The organism is Pontibacter lucknowensis, assembly GCF_900156415.1.
Lineage (GTDB): Bacteria > Bacteroidota > Bacteroidia > Cytophagales > Hymenobacteraceae > Pontibacter > Pontibacter lucknowensis.
On record NZ_FTNM01000005.1, the window covers coordinates 244,212 to 264,108 of the forward strand.

Genomic DNA, 19,897 nt, shown 5'->3' on the forward strand with positions numbered 1-19,897 from the left:
CAATTGTTGTTCCTATTGTCTCTTATGGTGGACTTTTAGCTTCCCACGATGCTCGGCCAGGATGAAGGAAGGAGACCGCCTACAAGCAGTTCCTTCCCTATCTCACCTAAAAATCACCTTTACTATCCGTTGTATGTTCTGCAGGTTCAGCACCTGTGTTATCTGCTTCTCAGGCTATTTGCTACTGGTGCTTGTATCCAGTTTAGCCTCGAATGGTGAGGCGGGTAAACCTTCTTTGTTATACAGGTTGGCCCCTTCCGGATTGTCGGCCCAGGCATACCGCACTGTTGTTGGATTGGCAACAGCATCGCTCCAAACCACAACCTTATTTTTCCTAATCTCCGCCTTCGCCCACACAAACCTGCCGTCTGTACCGGCAATAGCGAAACCGCTCAGCGGCTTATCTCCTTTTGCTAGCAGGCCCTTTCCGATGTCCGTAAAACTGAGTGTTACCTTATTGCCCTGCACCTGCATCGACTGGAATAAAGGCCCTGAAGCGACAACCGCTTTATCACCGTAAGCCAGCTTCCGGGCTTGTAGTGCAAGGCGCAAACCCACATCCCGTTTGTTGAGCGGGTGGATGTCGTTCCATTCGCCCAGGTCCATGGCCACGGCCATACCGGTGTTAGGTATAGCCAGGTTATCAAGTTGGGCCTGCCGCAGTGCCGCCCAGTTACTTTCGACGGGAGTTTTATTTGCCTCGTTGAGGTTCGCCAGCTGCACATAAATGAAAGGGAAGTTGCCCTGCCCCCACTGTGTGCGCCAGTCGGCAATCAGCGTTTCCATCAGACTGGCATATTCTCCCGGGTTTTTGGTATTGGACTCGCCTTGGTACCAGAGCACGCCTTTAATGGAAAGGTCAGTCAGCGGGGCAATCATGCCATTGTAAAGGCCGGTTGGTTTCCAGCGGACAAAGGTTTGCCCTGGCGCTGGCTCCATGGTGGTGCCGAGTTTATACTTCCAGTTGCCTTTCAGATCGAGGGCCAGGCCGCCTACTGTGATGTCGTAGGGTTTGTCAGGAATAAAGCCCCCTCTGCCGGAGTTGTTGATCACCCGCACAGCCAGCGTGTTTTTACCTTCCTTCAGCGCATTGGCTGGCAGCATGTAGCGGCGTGGCGGGTACTGGTAACTGGTGGTGCCTACGAGCTTTCCGTTCAGGTATACCTCATCGGCGTCTACTATCCTGCCCAACATCAGTTTGGCTTCTTTGCCCACCATGCTCTTGGGCACATTGATTTCTTTTCTGAACCAAACAACTCCGTTCACCTGTCCCAGTGGACCATCGGCCCAGTAGCCAGGTATAGCCATCTGCGCCCAATCGCTGTCGTTCAAATCAGCGGCAGCCCAGTTGTTTTTCTTTCCTTCGTCTGTCTCGTTTAGTTTGGAGTACCAGGCCTGGCTTGCCTTCTGATCATCGGCTTCGATGCGGGCAATCAGGGCATCGTCTTTAAATTTCTGAAGTTCCTGGTAGGGTGTCGGGAATTTCTTCAGAGCGCCTTCACTGATCCAGGCCTCGGCAGGCGAACCGCCCAGCGCTGCGTTGATCAGGCCAACCGGTACCTTATATCGGTTGTGAATCTCCTCCGCAAAAAAGAAAGCGACAGCGGAAAACTTGCGTATGTTCTGTGTCGTGGCCGGCAGCCATTCCCCCGCCTCCACGTCTTGTTTCTCTTGTTTGAAATCATAGCGGTCAGGAATTTCGAATTGCCGGATGTTGGGGTAGTTGGTTTTCGCGATGGCATCCGGATAGGTGTCCTGCACCCGGTCCATGGTGAGCTCCATGTTGGACTGTCCACTGCAGATCCAAACATCGCCAAAGAGTATGTTTGTGAGTGTGATACGGTTGCTAGCCGCAAACGTCATGTCATAAGGGCCACCTGCCTGCTGTGGGGGCAGTTGCATGGTCCACCTGCCGTCGGGGCCGGTGGTGGTGCGGTAATCTTTTTGTTTGAAAGAGAGTCTCACCTCTTCGCCTGGTTTGGCCCAGCCCCACAGTTTGGTTTCGGTGTCGCGCTGCAGCACCATGCCATCGCTGATCAGGCGGGGCAATTTCACCTGGCTGTGTGCCGCCGTACTGATGCTCAGCAACAGGTATAGCAGTATAAATTTTTGCGTAAAAGCTACTCGCATACTTTGGGATTTAAGCCGTGCATAAAATGCATATGATCGACCGACAGACCCCGACCGACCATACACGCTTTATGTACTTACCTAACAAAACTCATTATTCAATTGATAAAGGATTCTTAATATAGCTACAGTCCGAATGAGTATGACAGTATACCTGCATTTTTATTGTGATGAAAGACTGGCTGCCCATGACAGGCAACCAATCCCATTCACCATAATCTATGTTTAATTGTAGCCAGGGTTCTGGTAACCGCCTGTTTCGCCTTCCATACCATCTATCTGCCCGATCGGAATAGGGCGCAGGTAGTGGTGCGGCTGGATGTTGCGCGTTACCCGCTGCGGCGTATGGTCTCCGTAGCCCATACCACCAATTTCATAAGTACCGGCAAGTTCTCCCCACTTTTGGGTGCGTACCAGGTCGAACCAGCGGTAGCCTTCGCCATAGTACTCGCGTGAGCGCTCAGCCAGAATGTAGTTGATGTCAATGGTGGCTGGCGTTGCGGCAATCATCTCGGCGCTACGGTCTTCTGCTTTCGCTACATTGCCATTGTTGTCCCAGCGCCACTTGCCGGCACGTGCACGAATCACGTTGATCAGGTCACGGGCACTTTGACTGCCAGCTGCACCTTTCACGGCTGCCTCTGCTGCCACAAAGTATAACTCCGAGAACTTGGCGATGTTGAACGGACGGGTACTGGCTGCGTTCGGCTGTCCCAATCCGTTGCCACCATCGGTACGGTACGGGCCGAGCTTCCAAAGGCCAGGGTATACGATGCGGTTGATGCCGCGTGGAGAGATCACAAAGTCAGATCTGCCCGGAATCTCGCCAGCCCCCACATTGCTTTTGCCAGCTCCACTCGGATAGTTGATCGCTGTTGACGGCTCTTCGTTCAGGAAAGTCAGGATGGCCCCTCCCGGACTTACCGGCAACCCGTTCGCATTGTACACCACCGGTGCACTTACACCTGCCTTAGGCCAGTTACCACGGTACACGGTTGTGAAAGTGCCGTCGTAGCGGGAGTCGTTGGTTTTGTCGGCAAAAGTGTTGGTGAAGACACCAATGGTCGGAGCCATACGCGTCCACGGACGCCCCAGGGCCTGATGCGCTTCGCGCTGCACGGAGCTGATCACGTTGGACCAGTTCTGGTCGGTAGCGCTTCTAAGGTTAGTGTAGTTCCAGGTCATCATCCAGCCGGCGAAGTTCTCCGGCGCGTTGCCGTTACTCCAGGTCAGACTGGCGCCATTATAGAATTCGCTGGTCTCCGTGTGGTCAGCGAACAGCATCACTTCACTGTTGCGGTCATTCGAGCCACGGTTCACATCATAATAGGTATCCTGCAAGCGGTAAGGCCCCGGATTGTTGATACCGGCCATTGCCACATCATACGCCTGCTGGAAGTACCACTGTGCGTTTTGCCCGTCAGGGTCTACCCGGGGAGCCTCCGGATAAGTAGGGATATTGTTCGGATTCTCAAGCCACCAGCCGTAGGTCAGGTAGGCCTTTGCCAGATACAGGCGTGCCAGCGTTTTGGTCACACCGCCCGTCACACGCGGGTTGTCCGGCAGGTCTTCTATCGCTTTCAGCAGATCCGGGAAAATAGCCTTCGTGTATACCTCCGGCACGGTGTTTCGCACCGAGGTCCGCACAGGGTTGGTGTTGAATTTCAGCTCTCCGGCTCCCAAATCTAAAGGCACACCACCAAAAGTCTGCACCAGCAGGAAGTAGTCGAAGGCACGGAAGAACCTGGCCTCGGCAATCAGCGAAGCAGGTATAGAGCCTACTTCAGCGGCGTTTTCAATGATGCCACTGGCAGTGTTTATGTTTGGGAAAGCGGCGCCCCACAGCACGTCGGCACGGCTGCTGGAGGAGTTGATTTCTCCCTGCCCCGAGAGGTCCATCACCAGGAAGTTCTGATCCGCACTCTGCGCGTAGGTTACTTCATCAGTACCTGTCTGGGTGGCGTTGTAGTAGTAGGCCTGGCCGTAGATGTAGCGCAGGTGCGCGTACATGGAAGTTATGCCGCCCTGAACGCCTTTCTCCGTTCTGAAGAAGCCGGGCTCGTAGATACTGCGTGGCTGTTCATCCAGAATGTGCTCGCAGGACCCCAGGGACAAGGCCATCATCAGGGCTGAGCCTATGTAAAATTTTCTATTGAAACGTTTCATCATTATCTCTTTTAGAATGTCACATTAAGACCAACCAGGAAATTGCGGGTCGATGGTGAGTTTGTACCTATAGTCAGCAAGCGTGGACGGTAGGCAGTAGTTACTGCCGCGTTTTCGTCGCCGTACGAGTTGGTCTCCGGATCCATGCCTGACTCTTTGTGGAATGGCGAGAATAGCACGAATGGGTTTTGTGCCGTTACGTACACACGCAGGTTGCCAATACCGGCACGCTGCACCCAGTTGCTGCTTCCGAAGTTATAGCCAAGTGAGATGGTGCGGATCTTCATGTAAGAGGCGTCAAAGTAACCGAGGGTGCTGCCGTATTTCGGGTTGTCACCGCTTGTTATGCCACCTGGTCTTGGATACTTGCCACCGGTGTTCTCCGGGGTCCAGTAATCAACACTTACGTTGTTACGGCGTCCGCTCAGCATGTTGAGGTAGCCGGAGGCTGAGTGTAGCGTGCTAATCAGAATACCGCCGCTCTGGAAGGCACCCACAGCGCTCAGGTCAAAGCCTTTGTATGATATGCGGGTATTGAAACCTCCCTGGAAGTCTGGATTCACGTTCAGTATCTGGCGGTCTTCAGGACCAATGGCCCTGGTCGGTGTGCCGTCGGCATTGTAGTCGCCGGTATACTTCACCTTGATCATCCCTGCGTTTCCGCCTGGCTCCAGAATATCACGATGCGGGTCTTCTTCCTGCCAGATGCCGATACGCTCGTGGTCGTAGATCACATTGATCGGCTGGCCTACAAACCACCAGTTCTGCTCATCTCTCTCAGCTCCCGAGGCAAGGGCCACAATTTTATTGCGGTTGCCATACACGTTCAAGCCGGCTTCCCAGGTCCAGCCGTTCAGGTTCTCGATGATCACGCCATTCAAACCGATCTCAAGGCCCTTGTTTTGGGTAGCCCCGATATTCGACACCACCGAGTTCACACCTGATGTGGAAGGCAGATTCACTCTAAGAAGAATATCTTCCGTATTGGTCACATAGTATTCTACAGTACCCGACAGGCGGCTATTCAGGATGGAGAAATCCAAACCGTAGTTCCAGGTTTTGGAGAACTCCCAGCCAAGACCGGCATTCGGCACTTCGGTTACATACAAGCCCGTCTGATAGTTGTCAGGACCGAAATTGTAGGGTCTGGTGCCGAGGCGGCCGAGCGTTGCATAAGGTTCAACAGCCTGGTTAGAGGTTTGTCCGTAGCCTGCACGCAGTTTCAGCATGTTCACCAGGCTCACATTCTCCATAAAAGACTCTCTGACAATGTTCCAACCGGCTGATACGGCTGGGTAGGTATGCCACTTGTGGCCTGGAGCCAGACGCGAAGAACCATCTGAACGAACGGTGAGGCTCAGCATATAGCGGTCGTCGTAGGAATACATGGCACGCCCCATGTAAGACAGCAGACCCCATTTCGTATAGTGCTGCTCACCCGGGTTGATGGTGATCTCGCCGGCGGCCTGACCCAGGTTGTAGAACTGAAAAGCGTCGGCCGGAATGTCTCTGGCTGCAATACGCGATCTGTTATAAGTGTTCTCGGAGGCAGAGTAAAGACCCACTAAGTTCACATTGTGCTTACCCGCAAAAGTGCGGTCGTACATCAACAGGTTTTCGATGGTCCAATCCACAGTCTGCGCGTTGCTGATCGAGGCAGTAGAAGGTGTTGTTTCGTTCACAGTGTTGATCCCCTGCCCTGTGTAGGCACCACCGTGGCTCTGGCGATAGTTCAAGCCCAGGTTGGCTCTGTATTTCAAACCCTCCACCCCAGGTATAGCCACTTCGCCATACAATGTATTATAGGAGCCGAATGATCTTGTTTCACTCAACCACTGATCTCTTATCCCTTTAAGCGTCTCTCTTGTGTATAGCCACTGGTCATCCTGCGGCATTCTGATAATGCGCTTAAAGGTTCCGTCCGGGTTGTAAGGATCTGCAAGAGGCGACATGCTCAGGATATTGTAAAGACCTATGTTAGAACCTTCGGTAACATTGTAGTTGTTATAGGTCGTAAAGCCCACCCGGAAAAGCTTGCCAATGCCCTGATCAAGAGAACCACGGACAGAATAGCGCGTGTACTGCTGGGTAGGAACCACCCCTTTGTCATTAAAGTAGCCGGCAGTAAAGTTGTAACTCCCATTTTCCATCCCCCCTGATATACCAAGGTCATGGCTGGTGATGATGCCGGTTCTGTAAAAGAGGTCCTGCCAATCGGTGTCTACATCATCCGATTCGTCCAGTGAGTTAGTGAAAACACCACCTGCATCACGACGAAGCTGCGCAAATTCAGGCCCGTTCATCATCGGGTACTTGGCGAAAACATTCTTCACCCCAAAAAAGCTGTTGTAGTTGATGCTCGCTTTTTGCCCCGCATTTCCTCTGTAAGTTGTTACCAATATCACCCCGTTAGCACCACGTGAACCGTAAATAGCTGTTGCAGAGGCATCCTTCAGAATATCAATGCTTCTAATGTCATTGGGATTGATGTCGGCTATAGAACCGGCGAAAGGTATACCGTCAAGCACTACCAGCGGGTCGTTTTCGGCAGTAAGCGAGCGCGTGCCACGAATACGGATCTGCATGGCGGCACCCGGCTGTGAAGAAGATTGTGTGAACTCAACACCTGGCAGACGCCCCTGCAGGGCCTGCGAGATGTTGGCTGATGGCACGTCACGCATGGCCTCTCCACCTATCGATGCGACTGAACCTGTCACGGCTTCAGCTCGCTGGGTACCATAGCCTACCACCACAACTTCCTGTAGCGCTTTGGCATCGGTCTGCAAACTCACATTGACTGTAGAGCGCCCACTAACAGGCACTTCCTGAGAAGTGTAGCCTATATAGGTAAACACGAGTGTGCCGTTTCCGTCAGGCAGGTTGATCGTGTAGTCGCCAGTGGCAGTAGTCGGAGCGGCTGTGGTCGAGCCTTTCAACAGCACCGTCACCCCTGGCAACCCCTCTCCTGTTGCAGCATCTGTCACGCGGCCAGAAACACTGAATGCGTTCCCCTGTGCCAGCGCATGAAAGCCTGTTGCCATGCACATGAGCAGCACAGTTATTACTTTGAAAACCTTCGGTTCCCACAACCGCCTGGTTAACAATTTTAGATTTTCAGTAAAATCACATTTCATAAGTGCTAAGGTTTGATTTGAATTTGCTTTAATGGTATTGCTTGGTATTATTGCCTTTGATCTGGTATTATCAATTCCGACACGCACTGCTGCCGGACCACTAGAGCATTCTCTAAACCTTAGCCATTCTCACTTCCAATTCACACTTACCGGCTATATCTAATCTTGCTCATCTGCTTACTCCATCACTTCCATCTCAGCACCCAAACCTCAAAATCACTATATTGCTCATGCTTATGGGTACTTGCACTGGCACTCTTATAACAACACCTCTTATAGGCGGCATTCTAAAAGTGAGTAATTGCTCAATAGCAAAGTAAACTTGTAACTTATTTTTATTAATTGCAACCGATTGCAGAAACTTTTTTAAGATTTTATCCCTGATACGCTTTAAAAGCTGTTTGGTTGAGCAGATATTTTGCTATTAAAAATACAGCACAATCATACAAAAACACACAAAGCACCTTAACCTAGCACATAACTAAGCCAGATCGCAATATTTCGTATTATAAAAGGTGATTAAGTACTCAATTTTTTTAGTCTTCTTGCAAAACAAAACCGTACATAGACTTTTATTATTGCAACCGATTTCATTACTTTGTTTAAACATGCTACGAACCCGCAATGGAGAAGGAAATAACCATATATGATATAGCCAGGGAATTATCTATCTCCCCTACCACAGTAAGCAGGGGACTAAACAACCACCCGGCTGTAAACAAGAGTACCAAACAGAAAATATTTGATGCGGCAGCGCAGATGGGCTACCGCTCCAATGCCTTCGCCAGCAACCTCCGAAAAAAGCGCACCAATACCATCGGTGTTATCGTGCCGCTCCTGAACAGTAATTTCCAGTCGTCGGTAATGGCGGGTATGGAAAAAGTGGCAAACGAGGCCGGCTATAACCTGATCATAAGCCAGTCACTGGAAAATGCGCAGAAGGAGATCGCCAATGCCAGAACCATGTTCGAGAGCCGTGTAGATGGGCTACTGGTTTCAGTGGCGTACGACACGGAGAATATCGACCATTTTGAGCCCTTCTTCAGCAAAGGCATACCGCTTTTGTTTTATGACCGGGTGCCAGAGCACAAGCAATGCACCAGTATTGTGATCAACAATATTCAGGCTGCGCACAAAGCTACCACACATCTACTCGAGCAAGGCTGCCAGCGCATTATACACATCAGCGGCAACCACCGCATCAATGTGTACAAAGACAGGCTCAAGGGATATAAATATGCTTTGATGGATCACAACATCGCCTCTCGGGAGGATTATATCATAGAGACTGACCTAAGCGAGAAGGCGGGTGAAGAGGCAGTACAGAAAATTCTGGAGATGGACCCGCGGCCTGACGGCATTTTCGTGGCCAACGACAACTGCGCCGTGAGCTGCATCAAGGCCCTCAAACAAGCCGGCATCGCTATACCTGATGATATTGCCGTCGTGGGCTTCAACAACGACCCTATCACGCGCATCATCGAGCCTAACCTGACCTCTGTGAACTACCCTGGCTACGAGATGGGCGAAGTGGCTGTCAGAAGCCTGATCAATTATCTGGACGGCGTGTCAGATGTGAGCATCACCAACACTATCACACTAAACTCGGAACTGGTAGTGCGGGAATCTTCGCAGAAGAAAGAGAAAGCGAAGGCCAGACTGGCCTAATTCTGTCGGGCAGGTATAGCACTGTAGTAGTGCTATACCTGTTCCGGTTTATACCTTAAAAGCAAACCGCATGCACAAGAAACCTTTACTCGTTTTGCTTCTCTTGCTCCTGAGCCTGACCACGCACCAACAGGTATGCGCCGAAGACGGCTACAGACTCTGGCAGCGTTATGACCTGGTGCAGGACGCCGCCAAGTTGTCCGCTTACCGGCAGGCCATTGGTGAGCTGGTTGTTACCGGCGACTCCCCCACTATTGCCGCCGTACGCAAAGAGTTACAGTCGGGCCTGAATGGCTTGCTGGGGCAGGCGGTGAAAGTGTCGCAGGCGCCCGGCCAATCACCTGCGCTGGTGGCGGGAACCCCTGCCAGCTCCGCTTTCATCAAAAACACAGGTATAACAGACCGCCTGAAACCGCTTGGTGACGAAGGTTACCTCTTGCTCAGCACACAGCAAAACGGCCGCTCCTATACCTTGATTGCAGCCAACTCAGACATCGGGGTGCTCTATGGCAGCTTCCATTTCCTGAGACTCCTGCAAACGAACCAGGACATCAGCAAGCTCTCGTTGAGTAGCAAGCCAAAAATCCGGCACCGCGTGCTCAACCACTGGGATAACCTGGACCGCACTGTGGAGCGGGGCTACTCCGGTTTCTCGCTCTGGGACTGGCACCGCCTTCCCGACTACATTGACCAGCGCTACATCGACTACGCCCGCGCAAACGCCTCCATCGGCATCAACGGCACGGTGCTCACCAACGTAAACGCCAACGCCCTGGTGCTCACGGCAGACTACATTGCTAAAGTGGCCGCGCTGGCTGATGCTTTCCGCCCTTATGGTTTGAAGGTATACCTGACTGCCCGTTTCAGTGCGCCCATCGAGATTGGCGGCCTGAAAACTGCAGACCCGCAGGAGCCACAGGTGCAAGCCTGGTGGAAAGAAAAATCAGACGAAATCTACAAGGCTATACCTGACTTTGGCGGCTTCCTGGTGAAGGCTAACTCCGAGGGGCAGCCGGGCCCTCAGAACTATGGCCGCAACCATGCCGAAGGTGCCAATATGCTGGCCGATGCCGTGGCCCCTTACGGGGGTATTGTCATGTGGCGCGCCTTCGTGTACGACGACAAGGAGCCCGACGACCGCGCCAAGCAGGCCTACAACGAATTCAAACCACTGGACGGCACCTTCCGCGACAATGTGCTGGTTCAGGTGAAGAACGGGGCCATCGATTTTCAGCCGCGCGAGCCTTTCCACCCACTGTTCGGTGCCATGCCGAAAACTCCGCTTATGATGGAATTCCAGATCACGCAGGAGTACCTGGGGCAGGGCACTAGTCTGGCCTACCTCTCCCCGATGTACAAGGAGACGCTGGACGCTGACACCCACGCCAAGGGCAAAGGCTCCACGGTGGCCAAAGACATAGACGGTACGCTGCACAAGCACTCGCTCACAGGTATAGCGGGTGTGGCCAACATCGGCACTGACCGCAACTGGACAGGTCACCACTTCGGGCAGGCCAACTGGTATAGCTTCGGCCGCCTCGCCTGGGACCACAGCCTCTCTTCTGAAGAAATCGCGGATGAATGGGTGCGCATGACGTTTACGAACACCCTAGCCTTTGTGAAGCCGGTAAAGGAAATCATGCTGGGCTCACATGAAACGGTGGTGAACTATATGACTCCGCTTGGCCTGCACCACATCATGGCCTGGGACCACCACTACGGCCCCGGCCCCTGGATAAAAGACAAGCACCGCGCCGACTGGACTTCGGTGTACTACCACAAGGCAGATGAAAACGGTATCGGTTTTGACCGCACCAAGACGGGTAGCAATGCCGTAGCACAGTACTTCCCTCCAGTAGCCAAGCAGTTTGGCAACCTGAAGCAGGTGCCCGAGAAATATCTGCTGTGGTTCCACCATGTGGGTTGGGACTACAAAGTAAAATCGGGCAGAACGCTGTGGGACGAGCTGTGCTATAGGTATAGCGACGGTGTGAAAGGCGTGCAGCAGATGCAACAGATCTGGGACAGCATGCAGGAGCAGGTGGACGAAGAGCGGTTCCAGCACGTGAAAACCTTCCTGAATATGCAGGAAAAAGAAGCGAAATGGTGGCGAGATGCCTGCCTCCTCTACTTTCAGACCTTCTCCAAACGCCCGATTCCGCAAGACTTAGAAAAGCCAGCCTATACGCTGGAGCACTATATGCGCCTGGACCCAAAATTTGTTCCTGGCATCTAAACACACAGAAATTATGCATTCAGATTCAAACACAGGTATAAAAACAGCCATCGTAACAGGCGGTGCATCCGGCTTGGGCTATGCCATTGCCCGGAAGTTCGTGCAAAACAACATCCGCACCATCATCATTGGCCGAAACGAAGAAAAACTGCAGGCAGCCAAAGAGGCTTTTGGGGAGCTGTGCACCTACATCGCCTTCGACCTGACTAACCTGCCACAGATACCGGAACTGGTAACGCACATTGTGGAGGAATATGGCCGCATCGACATTCTGGTGAACAACGCGGGCATCAACATGAAAAAGCCTTTTACGGAAGTGACCGACGAGGAATTTCAGACGATACTCCTGACCAACGTAAGCTCCGTTTTCGCTTTGAGCCGGGAAGTGGTGAAGACCATGCTCCCACACGGCAGCGGTGCCATCGTGAACATCAGTTCCATGGCGTCTCAATACGGTATACCGAAGGTGATTGCCTATACCGCCTCCAAAACAGCCATCGAAGGGATGACGAGAGCCATGGCTGTGGACCTGTCGCCGCAAGGTATACGCGTGAACTGTGTGGCCCCTGGCTTCATTGCCACCGACATGTCGGCCAAAGCCCTGAACAACGATCCGGAACGCAAAAACAAGGTGCTCTCCAGAACACCGATGGGCAAACTGGGCGAACCTGCCGACGTGGCCGATGCCGTTTACTTTTTCTCAACCGAAGGCGCCCGCTACGTAACCGGCACCGTGCTGCCCGTTGACGGTGGCAACTCCATCGGTTTCTAGAAAAGTAACGACAGCACAAGCTCTGATCGGTGCTTTGCCGCTTTTAAATAAGGGATACCGCCATCAGTAAGGCGCCTTGCTTAAAAGAGGAACAGAGAAACCAAGGTATAGAACGAGCTGATTGGTTTTGCTTAAAGCCCAGAAGCCTTTGACTTAAGTTCTTTTGTTAAGCTACTTAAAATTTTCCGAGACACTTAAAACCAACATTATGCGCCTACACAAGACCTTACTCGCCTCTTCGCTCCTGACTGCCGCACTAACCTTTTCCTGTAACGATGCGCAGCAGAATGCCAACGCTACTACTACCGAAACAGAGGCAGCTATAGCAGCTCCGAACTCACTTAAGGCTGCTTTTGAAGGTGAATTCACAATAGGCGCGGCACTCAACGGACGACAGGCGATGGGCCAGGATGCGGACGCTATACCTGTCATCACGCAGCATTTCAACAGCCTCACAGCAGAGAACATCATGAAGTGGGGTCCTATCCACCCGGAGCCGGACAAGTATAACTTCGAGCCAGCCGATGCGTTGGTGGCGCTGAGCGAGCAGCATGGCATGGAGCTGATTGGCCATACCCTGGTGTGGCACAACCAGACACCGGACTGGGTGTTTGAGAACGGCAAAGGCAAGCCCGCCAGCAAAGCGCAACTGTTGCAGCGCATGGAAGGGCACATCCGCACCGTGGCGGGCAGGTATAAGGGCAAGGTGCACGGCTGGGATGTAGTGAACGAAGCGCTAAACGACGACGGCACGCTGCGACAGTCCAAGTGGCTGACCATTGCGGGTGAGGAATTTCTGGAAAAGGCTTACCGCCTGGCCAACGAAGTAGACCCTGAGGCCGAGCTGTACTACAACGACTACAACATGTGGAAGCCTGCCAAACGCGACGGGGCCATCCGATTAGTGCGAAACCTGCAGGAGAAAGGTATACGCGTAGACGGCATCGGCATGCAAGGGCATTGGGGGCTGGAGAACCCCAGTATAGCGCAGATCGAAGAGAGCATCATCGCCTTCTCTAAACTAGGCAAAGTAATGATCACTGAACTGGACATTGACGTGCTGCCCAACCCGAGCAACCGTAACGGCGCCGACATCGACGCGACATTTGAGTTTGACGAGCAGTATAATGTCTACACCAACGGCCTACCTGATTCTGTGCAGCAGAAACTGGCCCAGCGCTACGCCGACATCTTTGCGCTCTTCCGCAAGCACAGCGACAAAATCAGCCGCGTGACCTTCTGGGGAGTGTCTGATGCGAACTCCTGGCTCAATGACTGGCCGATCAAGGGCCGCACCAGCTACCCGCTGTTATTCGACCGCAACTACCAACCGAAACCAGCCTTGGAGGCGGTATTGCAACCTGTAAACAAACAAGCCAACGCACAATAATTCTTTATGCTTTTACTAGGTATAGATATAGGCACATCGTCCATCAAAGTATCTGTAGTAGACGCCCAAACGCAGGATTGCCTGGCCTCGGCGCAGTATCCGGAAGAAGAATCCGACATCATCTCCCCGAAGGCGGGATGGGCCGAGCAGTCACCGGAGATGTGGTGGGAGCACGCCAAGGCCGCGCTGCAAAAAGCCAACGCCACCGGCAGGTATAATCCGCAGGAAATCGGCGCGATCGGCATCGCCTATCAGATGCACGGCCTCGTGGTAGTGGACAAAGCGCAGCAGGTACTCCGCAACTCCATCATCTGGTGCGACAGCCGCGCCGTGGAGATTGGCAACAAGGCCTTCAAAGCCATCGGCGAAGAGCGAAGCCTGGCCCGCCTGCTCAACTCTCCTGGCAACTTCACGGCCTCCAAACTGGCCTGGGTGAAAGCCAACGAACCGGAACTGTACTACAACATCGACAAAATCATGCTGCCCGGCGACTACGTGGCCATGAAACTGACGGGCAGCATCACCACCAGCGTATCGGCGCTGTCAGAAGGCGTATTCTGGGATTTTCAGGATGACCAGCTGTCGGAGGACGTGCTCAACTACTACAAATTCGACAGGAACCTTATACCTGACATCAAACCTGTTTTCTCGGAGCACGGCGTTGTGAGCAAAATTGTGGCCGAAGAGCTGGGGCTGAAAGCAGGTATACCCGTGACCTATAAATCAGGGGACCAGCCGAACAATGCGCTGTCGCTGAACGTGCTGAAGCCCGGTGAAGTAGCCGCCACCGCAGGCACCTCGGGGGTAATATATGGCGTGAGCGACAAACTGATCTACGATCCGCAGTCGCGTGTGAACACCTTTGCCCACGTAAACTATGCCGGCGACGAAAAACGATTGGGTGTGCTCCTCTGCATCAACGGCACGGGCAGCCTCAACCGCTGGATAAAAACCATTGCCGGCACGGGTATAAGCTACGCCGAGATGAACCAACTGGCATCTGCTATACCTGTCGGCAGCAACGGGCTGCGCGTTATACCTTTCGGAAACGGGGCCGAACGCATGCTCAACAACAAAATCGTTGGCACCCACTTCCACCACATCGACCTGAACCTGCACACCAAGGCGCACCTGTTCCGCGGCGTGCAGGAGGGCATCGCCTTCGCCTTCCGCTACGGCTTGGATATTATGCGCGAGAACGGCATGAACCCCAACATCATCCGGGCAGGCAAAGCTAACCTTTTTCTGAGCGATTCCTTTACCGAAGCCTTTGTGAACGCCACGCATGTGCCCGTGGAGCTGTACCAGAACGACGGCAGCGTAGGCGCCGCACTGGGGGCAGGCATCGGGGTGAAAGCCTTTCAATCAGAGGAAGAGGCCTTTACCAACAGCAAGAAAATACAGGTGGTAGAGCCCAAAGCCATCGACCAGTACGAACCGGTGTACCAAGAGTGGAAAGCGCTGCTGGAGAAACAACTGAATGAAATTTAACCTCATATAGCTAAACCGCAAACCTTATGGCAAATCATACCTTATCCCAGACTGAATATTTCAAAGGCATCGACAAGATCAAGTTCGAGGGGCTTGAATCGGACAATCCGCTGGCTTACCGCTGGTACGACGAGAACCGCGTGGTGGCAGGCAAAACCCTGAAAGAGCACATGCGCTTTGCCGTGGCCTACTGGCACTCTTTTAACGCCGACGGTTCTGACCCTTTTGGCGGACCTACGCTCAGGTTTGCCTGGAACAAACAGGACGACGTGATCGGCAGAGCCAAAGATAAAATGGACGCCGCTTTCGAGTTCATCTCCAAGCTGGGGCTGCCTTACTACTGTTTCCATGATGTGGACGTGGTGGACTACGGCAACGACATCCAGGAGAACGAGCGCCGACTGCAGACCATGGTAGATTATGCCCAGCAAAAACAGCAGGAGACAGGTATAAAGCTCCTGTGGGGCACGGCCAACGTGTTTTCGCACAGCCGCTACATGAACGGCGCCTCTACCAACCCCGACTTCCATGTGCTCACGCACGCGGCCGCGCAGGTAAAAGCAGCACTGGACGCTACCATCGCTTTGAACGGCGAAAACTACGTGTTCTGGGGTGGTCGCGAAGGGTATATGACCTTGCTCAACACGAACATGAAGCGCGAACAGGAGCATTTTGCCCGCTTTCTGCACACGGCCAAAGACTATGCCCGCAGCCAGGGCTTCAAGGGCACCTTCTTTATCGAGCCGAAGCCGATGGAGCCGACCAAGCACCAGTATGACTACGATGCCGCCACTGTGATCGGCTTCCTGCGCCAGTACGACCTGCTCGGTGACTTTAAACTGAACATCGAAGTGAACCACGCCACCCTGGCTGGCCATACCTTCCAGCACGAGCTGCAGGTGGCCGCTGATGCGGGTATGCTGGGCTCTATCGACGCGAACCGCGGCGACTACCAGAACGGCTGGGACACCGACCAGTTCCCGAACAACATCAACGAGCTGACAGAGGCCATGCTGGTATTCCTGGAGGCGGGTGGTCTGCAGGGCGGCGGCATCAACTTCGACGCCAAGATCCGCAGAAACTCCACCGATCCGGCCGACCTGTTCTACGCCCACATCGGAGGTGCCGACACCTTTGCCCGCGCCCTGATTACGGCCGACAACATCCTGCAACACTCCGATTACAAAAAAATCCGGGAAGAGCGCTATGCCTCTTTTGACAGCGGCAAGGGCAAGGAGTTCGAGGAAGGCAAACTGACGCTGGAGAATCTGCGCGACTACGCTGTGGAGCAAGGTGAGCCGGAAGTGAGAAGTGGCCGCCAGGAGTACCTGGAGAACCTGATCAATCGCTTTATCTAGTAGTTGTTTCTAAACCCCATCTCTATGCTAAAGAACGAAAACCTATCGGCGGAGCAGAACTTACCCTACATCGCTGGCATCACGTTAATCGCCACCCTGGGCGGCCTCCTTTTCGGTTACGATACGGCCGTGATATCTGGTGCCGAGAAATCGGTGCAGCAGTACCTGATCACGAGCCAGGGCCTGAGCACCTGGGTACACGGGGCGACTATTTCCAGTGCCCTGATTGGGTGTATCATTGGAGGTGCCATTTCAGGGTTCTTCTCTTCTGGCATCGGCCGTAAGAAAACGCTGATCCTGGCGGCGTTCCTGTTCTTTCTCTCGGCGCTGGGTTCTGCATATCCGGAGTTTTTGTTCTTTAACCAGGGCGAACCCACTATGGGCCTGCTGTACATGTTCAACTTTTACCGCATCATTGGTGGTATAGGGGTAGGTCTGGCTTCGGCGGTTTGTCCGGTATACATCGGAGAGATCGCGCCAGCCAACCTGCGTGGTCGCCTGGTGTCACTCAATCAGTTTGCCATCATCTTTGGTATGCTGGTGGTATATTTCGTGAACTGGGGCATTGCCAGCGGACAGTCACCGGAGTGGCTCAATGAAGTGGGCTGGAGAAGGATGTTCCTGTCGGAGGCTATACCTGCTGGTTTATTTGGTGTGTTGCTCTTTTTCGTTCCGGAGTCGCCCCGCTACCTGAGCATGGTGGGCAAGGACCGCGAGGCACTGCAAATCCTGACAAAAGTAAACGGCCCGTCACGCGCCAGCCTTATTTTGGCAGACATTAAAAACACGGTGGAGCACCACTCTGGCAAACTCTTGTCGTATGGCAAAACGGTAATCGTGATCGGTATTCTGCTCTCGGTTTTTCAGCAGTTTGTGGGCATCAACGTGGCCCTGTACTATGCGCCGCGCATTTTCGAAAGCATGGGTGCCGGCAAGGACGCCTCGATGCTGCAGACAGTTGTGATGGGTATCATCAACGTGATCTTCACGGTCGTGGCTATACTTACCGTTGACAGATGGGGCAGAAAACCACTGCTGATGGTGGGTTCAGTAGGTATGGCCATCGGCATGTTCGCTATTGCAGGTCTCTCCTATTTTGAGGTGATCGGTATCAGCACGCTCGTTTTCATCATCATCTACACGGCATCCTTTATGATGTCATGGGGACCGATCTGCTGGGTATTGATCTCGGAAATTTTCCCGAACAAGATCCGGGGTAAGGCAGTCGCGGTGGCCGTGGCGGCGCAGTGGGCAGCCAATTATTTCATCTCCTCTACTTACCCATCCATGATGGAGTTCAGCGGGGCCTTCACATACGGTTTTTATGGTGTGATGAGTGTGCTGTCGCTGCTGTTTGTCTGGAAGATGGTACCAGAGACAAAGAACAAGTCGCTGGAAGAGATGGAGGCGCTGTGGACCGGCGAGGCAGCTTCAGTCCGTCACAAGGCACCTGCCATGGCCGCTAAAACCAAAGCATAGCATCTCGTATTTTTTGATTGTTTTTTTTGAAGAGTCTGTCAGGTATAGCAGGAGTGTTTCTTCTGATTGTCTGGCAGACTTCTTTTTTACCTTGCTTGTTGCTGAATACAAAAAAAGGAGCTTCGTCCGCTCCTTAAACCTGTAGTACAATAAAGGTCCGGCCTTGCCCTTACGACGCAGCGTACTTGGCTTTTATCAACTCCACCATTTTTCTGTAATGCTCTTTGTCACCGTTAGTCACGAAGAGTCGCCAGAGTCCTTCCACGAGTAGCATCAACACTTCCGATTCCATTTCGGGATCTTTGTAGCCCAACTCCCTGAATGCTTCCACCAGTTTCTGCATCACGGAGTGGGTATAACGGTTGTGATGCTTCTGCGCGATCTCGTCATCAACCAACCGAAACTGCATACGCCAGAAATTCCTTTCGTCTTCTACCAGCCGCTGGGGCATATCCAGCACACTGCTGATCAGTTTCAGCGGGTCATTCTCCATGGCCAGGCCTTTACTCTTGTCCGTAATGCGCCTGTAACCTGCCTTGATTACTTCTTCCAGCAGGTTCGATTTGTTAATGTAGTGCTTAAAAATAAGTCCTTCTGAAACATCAGCTTCCCTGGCAATGAGACTTGTTGGAGTAGCCTCGTATCCCCTATCGGCAAACAGGTCCAACGCTGTTTCTAAAATATGCTCTTTCTTTGATTTATACATTCTGATGAAGGACTAAAGGTTTCTAAGGAAATGCAACCTAAAATGCACCAACGGTACAATCCGGAAGCATGTAGATTGATTTTATGCAAAAATAAAAGCTTGCCAGACAAACTGAAAGTGCAACGCCGACGATCAGAATAAATTTAAAGATTATTTAATAATAAAGCTATTCAGGCAGTGGCTATAGACTTATACATTCCGGTGATTTCTTACAAAAAGTAACCCCGCCAGTTTATCTCCAGCGGGGCTCTTTGCAATGCTGCTATACGAACTGCCAGGGTATACCCTGTTGCACAAATTTGCCACTAACTCAGCGCATCAAAAACTGGAAGCGGTCGATATTTCGCATAGCCGTGCCCGTGCCCCGCACCACAGCGCGGAGTGGGTCTTCCACCACGTGGGTGGGCAGTTTCGTTCGGGCAGCTATCCGTTTGTCCAGACCACGCAGCAGAGCGCCGCCACCGGTCAGGTAGATACCGGTCTGGTGAATGTCTGCGGAGAGCTCAGGTGGTGTCATCTCCAGTGTTTTCATCACCGCCTCTTCTATTTTGGAAAGTGAGCGATCCAGAAAAAAAGCGACATCCGTATAGGAAACGTGTATCTGTTTCGGCAGACCTGTGAGCAGGTCACGGCCTTTGATGGCCACATCAGCAGGTGGATCCTGCAGCTCAGGCAGGGCAGCACCTACTTCCAGCTTGATCCGTTCGGCGGTAGACTGTCCGATCAACAGGTTGTGGTGTTTGCGCATGTAGTGCACAATATCGGCATTAAAGCTTTCGCCCGCTACCTTCAGGGATTGGTCGCAGACAATCCCGCTCAAGGCAATCACGGCGATTTCGGTGGTACCTCCCCCAATGTCCACAATCATGTGCCCGTTCGGTTCCTCCACATCCAGCCCGATACCGATGGCCGCAGCAATTGGTTCGTGCACCAGGTATAGCTCCCTCGCCCCAGAAATAACGGCCGAGTCGCGTATAGCGCGTTTCTCTACCTCGGTTATACCGGAAGGCACACAAACCACCATCCGGAACGAAGCACCCAGCTTCCTTTTCCCTCCATTAATGAGCTGCAGCATCCCCTTCATCATGTGCTCTGCGGCATGAAAGTCAGCGATCACGCCATCTTTCATCGGCCGCACAATACGGATGTCTTCATGCGCCTTTCCCTCCATCTGCATCGCCTTACGGCCAATGGCCAGCACTTTTCCTGATGAACGGCTGTAGGCTACAATGGCAGGCTCGTCCACCACCACCTTGTCGCCTTGCATCACCAGAAAATTGGCTGTGCCCAGATCAATGGCAATATCCTCTCTGAAAAAATCTAAAAAACCCATTCTTTATGGTAAAAATATTCTCCTCCGACAGACC

General features: G+C 52.9%; 12 protein-coding genes. 7 read left to right on the top strand and 5 right to left on the bottom strand.

All coding sequences use genetic code 11. The features are described 5' to 3' along the window. Positions 1 to 174: 174 nt before the first annotated feature. The 3 genes from BW972_RS16025 to BW972_RS16035 form a co-directional block, all read right to left on the bottom strand. A complete protein-coding gene (locus tag BW972_RS16025) occupies positions 175 to 2,130 on the bottom strand; it encodes a sialate O-acetylesterase (RefSeq protein WP_083674221.1) in 1,956 nt (651 codons plus the stop codon). A gap of 225 nt (positions 2,131 to 2,355) precedes the next feature. Then, a complete protein-coding gene (locus BW972_RS16030) occupies positions 2,356 to 4,299 on the bottom strand; it encodes a RagB/SusD family nutrient uptake outer membrane protein (RefSeq protein ID WP_234986412.1) in 1,944 nt (647 codons plus the stop codon). A gap of 8 nt (positions 4,300 to 4,307) precedes the next feature. Next, a complete protein-coding gene (locus tag BW972_RS16035) occupies positions 4,308 to 7,337 on the bottom strand; it encodes a SusC/RagA family TonB-linked outer membrane protein (RefSeq protein WP_234986413.1) in 3,030 nt (1,009 codons plus the stop codon). Positions 7,338 to 8,054: 717 nt separating this feature from the next. On the opposite strand from BW972_RS16035, the gene BW972_RS16040 reads away from it, so the two are divergent. The 7 genes from BW972_RS16040 (at position 8,055) to xylE (ending at position 17,824) form a co-directional block, all read left to right on the top strand. Further along, positions 8,055 to 9,098, top strand: coding sequence for a LacI family DNA-binding transcriptional regulator (locus BW972_RS16040; protein WP_076422851.1), 1,044 nt, complete (start codon positions 8,055 to 8,057; stop codon positions 9,096 to 9,098). A 70-nt stretch (positions 9,099 to 9,168) separates the two neighbouring features. Beyond that, the gene (locus BW972_RS16045; RefSeq protein ID WP_076422852.1) at positions 9,169 to 11,334 is read left to right on the top strand and encodes an alpha-glucuronidase family glycosyl hydrolase; all 2,166 of its coding nucleotides are present in this window, start codon (positions 9,169 to 9,171) and stop codon (positions 11,332 to 11,334) included. Positions 11,335 to 11,347: 13 nt separating this feature from the next. Continuing rightward, complete coding sequence (locus BW972_RS16050) at positions 11,348 to 12,106, top strand: SDR family NAD(P)-dependent oxidoreductase (RefSeq protein ID WP_076422853.1); 759 nt, start codon at positions 11,348 to 11,350, stop codon at positions 12,104 to 12,106. A gap of 208 nt (positions 12,107 to 12,314) precedes the next feature. Beyond that, the gene (locus tag BW972_RS16055) at positions 12,315 to 13,496 is read left to right on the top strand and encodes an endo-1,4-beta-xylanase (RefSeq protein ID WP_076422854.1); all 1,182 of its coding nucleotides are present in this window, start codon (positions 12,315 to 12,317) and stop codon (positions 13,494 to 13,496) included. Between the two features lie 6 nt (positions 13,497 to 13,502). After that, positions 13,503 to 14,987, top strand: coding sequence for a xylulokinase (locus BW972_RS16060; RefSeq protein WP_076422855.1), 1,485 nt, complete (start codon positions 13,503 to 13,505; stop codon positions 14,985 to 14,987). A gap of 26 nt (positions 14,988 to 15,013) precedes the next feature. After that, positions 15,014 to 16,345: a xylose isomerase gene (gene xylA, locus BW972_RS16065; protein ID WP_076422856.1), complete on the top strand. Its 1,332-nt coding sequence runs from the start codon at positions 15,014 to 15,016 to the stop codon at positions 16,343 to 16,345. Positions 16,346 to 16,369: 24 nt separating this feature from the next. Beyond that, a complete protein-coding gene (gene xylE / locus BW972_RS16070) occupies positions 16,370 to 17,824 on the top strand; it encodes a D-xylose transporter XylE (protein ID WP_076422857.1) in 1,455 nt (484 codons plus the stop codon). 169 nt (positions 17,825 to 17,993) lie between these two features. Here xylE and BW972_RS16075 read toward each other — a convergent pair whose 3' ends face one another. Continuing rightward, entirely contained in the window at positions 17,994 to 18,530 is a 537-nt protein-coding gene (locus tag BW972_RS16075; protein WP_076422858.1) for a TetR/AcrR family transcriptional regulator, read from the bottom strand. A 310-nt stretch (positions 18,531 to 18,840) separates the two neighbouring features. Next, positions 18,841 to 19,863: a rod shape-determining protein gene (locus BW972_RS16080; RefSeq protein ID WP_076422859.1), complete on the bottom strand. Its 1,023-nt coding sequence runs from the start codon at positions 19,861 to 19,863 to the stop codon at positions 18,841 to 18,843. Between the last annotated feature and the right edge of the window lie 34 nt (positions 19,864 to 19,897).

Coding starts and splice junctions, on each gene's coding strand:
- BW972_RS16025 (WP_083674221.1), bottom strand. CDS start 2,130: ATGCGAGTAGCTTTTACGCAAAAATTTATACTGCTATACCTGTTGCTG.
- BW972_RS16030 (WP_234986412.1), bottom strand. CDS start 4,299: ATGATGAAACGTTTCAATAGAAAATTTTACATAGGCTCAGCCCTGATG.
- BW972_RS16035 (WP_234986413.1), bottom strand. CDS start 7,337: ATGGCAACAGGCTTTCATGCGCTGGCACAGGGGAACGCATTCAGTGTT.
- BW972_RS16040 (WP_076422851.1), top strand. CDS start 8,055: ATGGAGAAGGAAATAACCATATATGATATAGCCAGGGAATTATCTATC.
- BW972_RS16045 (WP_076422852.1), top strand. CDS start 9,169: ATGCACAAGAAACCTTTACTCGTTTTGCTTCTCTTGCTCCTGAGCCTG.
- BW972_RS16050 (WP_076422853.1), top strand. CDS start 11,348: ATGCATTCAGATTCAAACACAGGTATAAAAACAGCCATCGTAACAGGC.
- BW972_RS16055 (WP_076422854.1), top strand. CDS start 12,315: ATGCGCCTACACAAGACCTTACTCGCCTCTTCGCTCCTGACTGCCGCA.
- BW972_RS16060 (WP_076422855.1), top strand. CDS start 13,503: ATGCTTTTACTAGGTATAGATATAGGCACATCGTCCATCAAAGTATCT.
- xylA (WP_076422856.1), top strand. CDS start 15,014: ATGGCAAATCATACCTTATCCCAGACTGAATATTTCAAAGGCATCGAC.
- xylE (WP_076422857.1), top strand. CDS start 16,370: ATGCTAAAGAACGAAAACCTATCGGCGGAGCAGAACTTACCCTACATC.
- BW972_RS16075 (WP_076422858.1), bottom strand. CDS start 18,530: ATGTATAAATCAAAGAAAGAGCATATTTTAGAAACAGCGTTGGACCTG.
- BW972_RS16080 (WP_076422859.1), bottom strand. CDS start 19,863: ATGGGTTTTTTAGATTTTTTCAGAGAGGATATTGCCATTGATCTGGGC.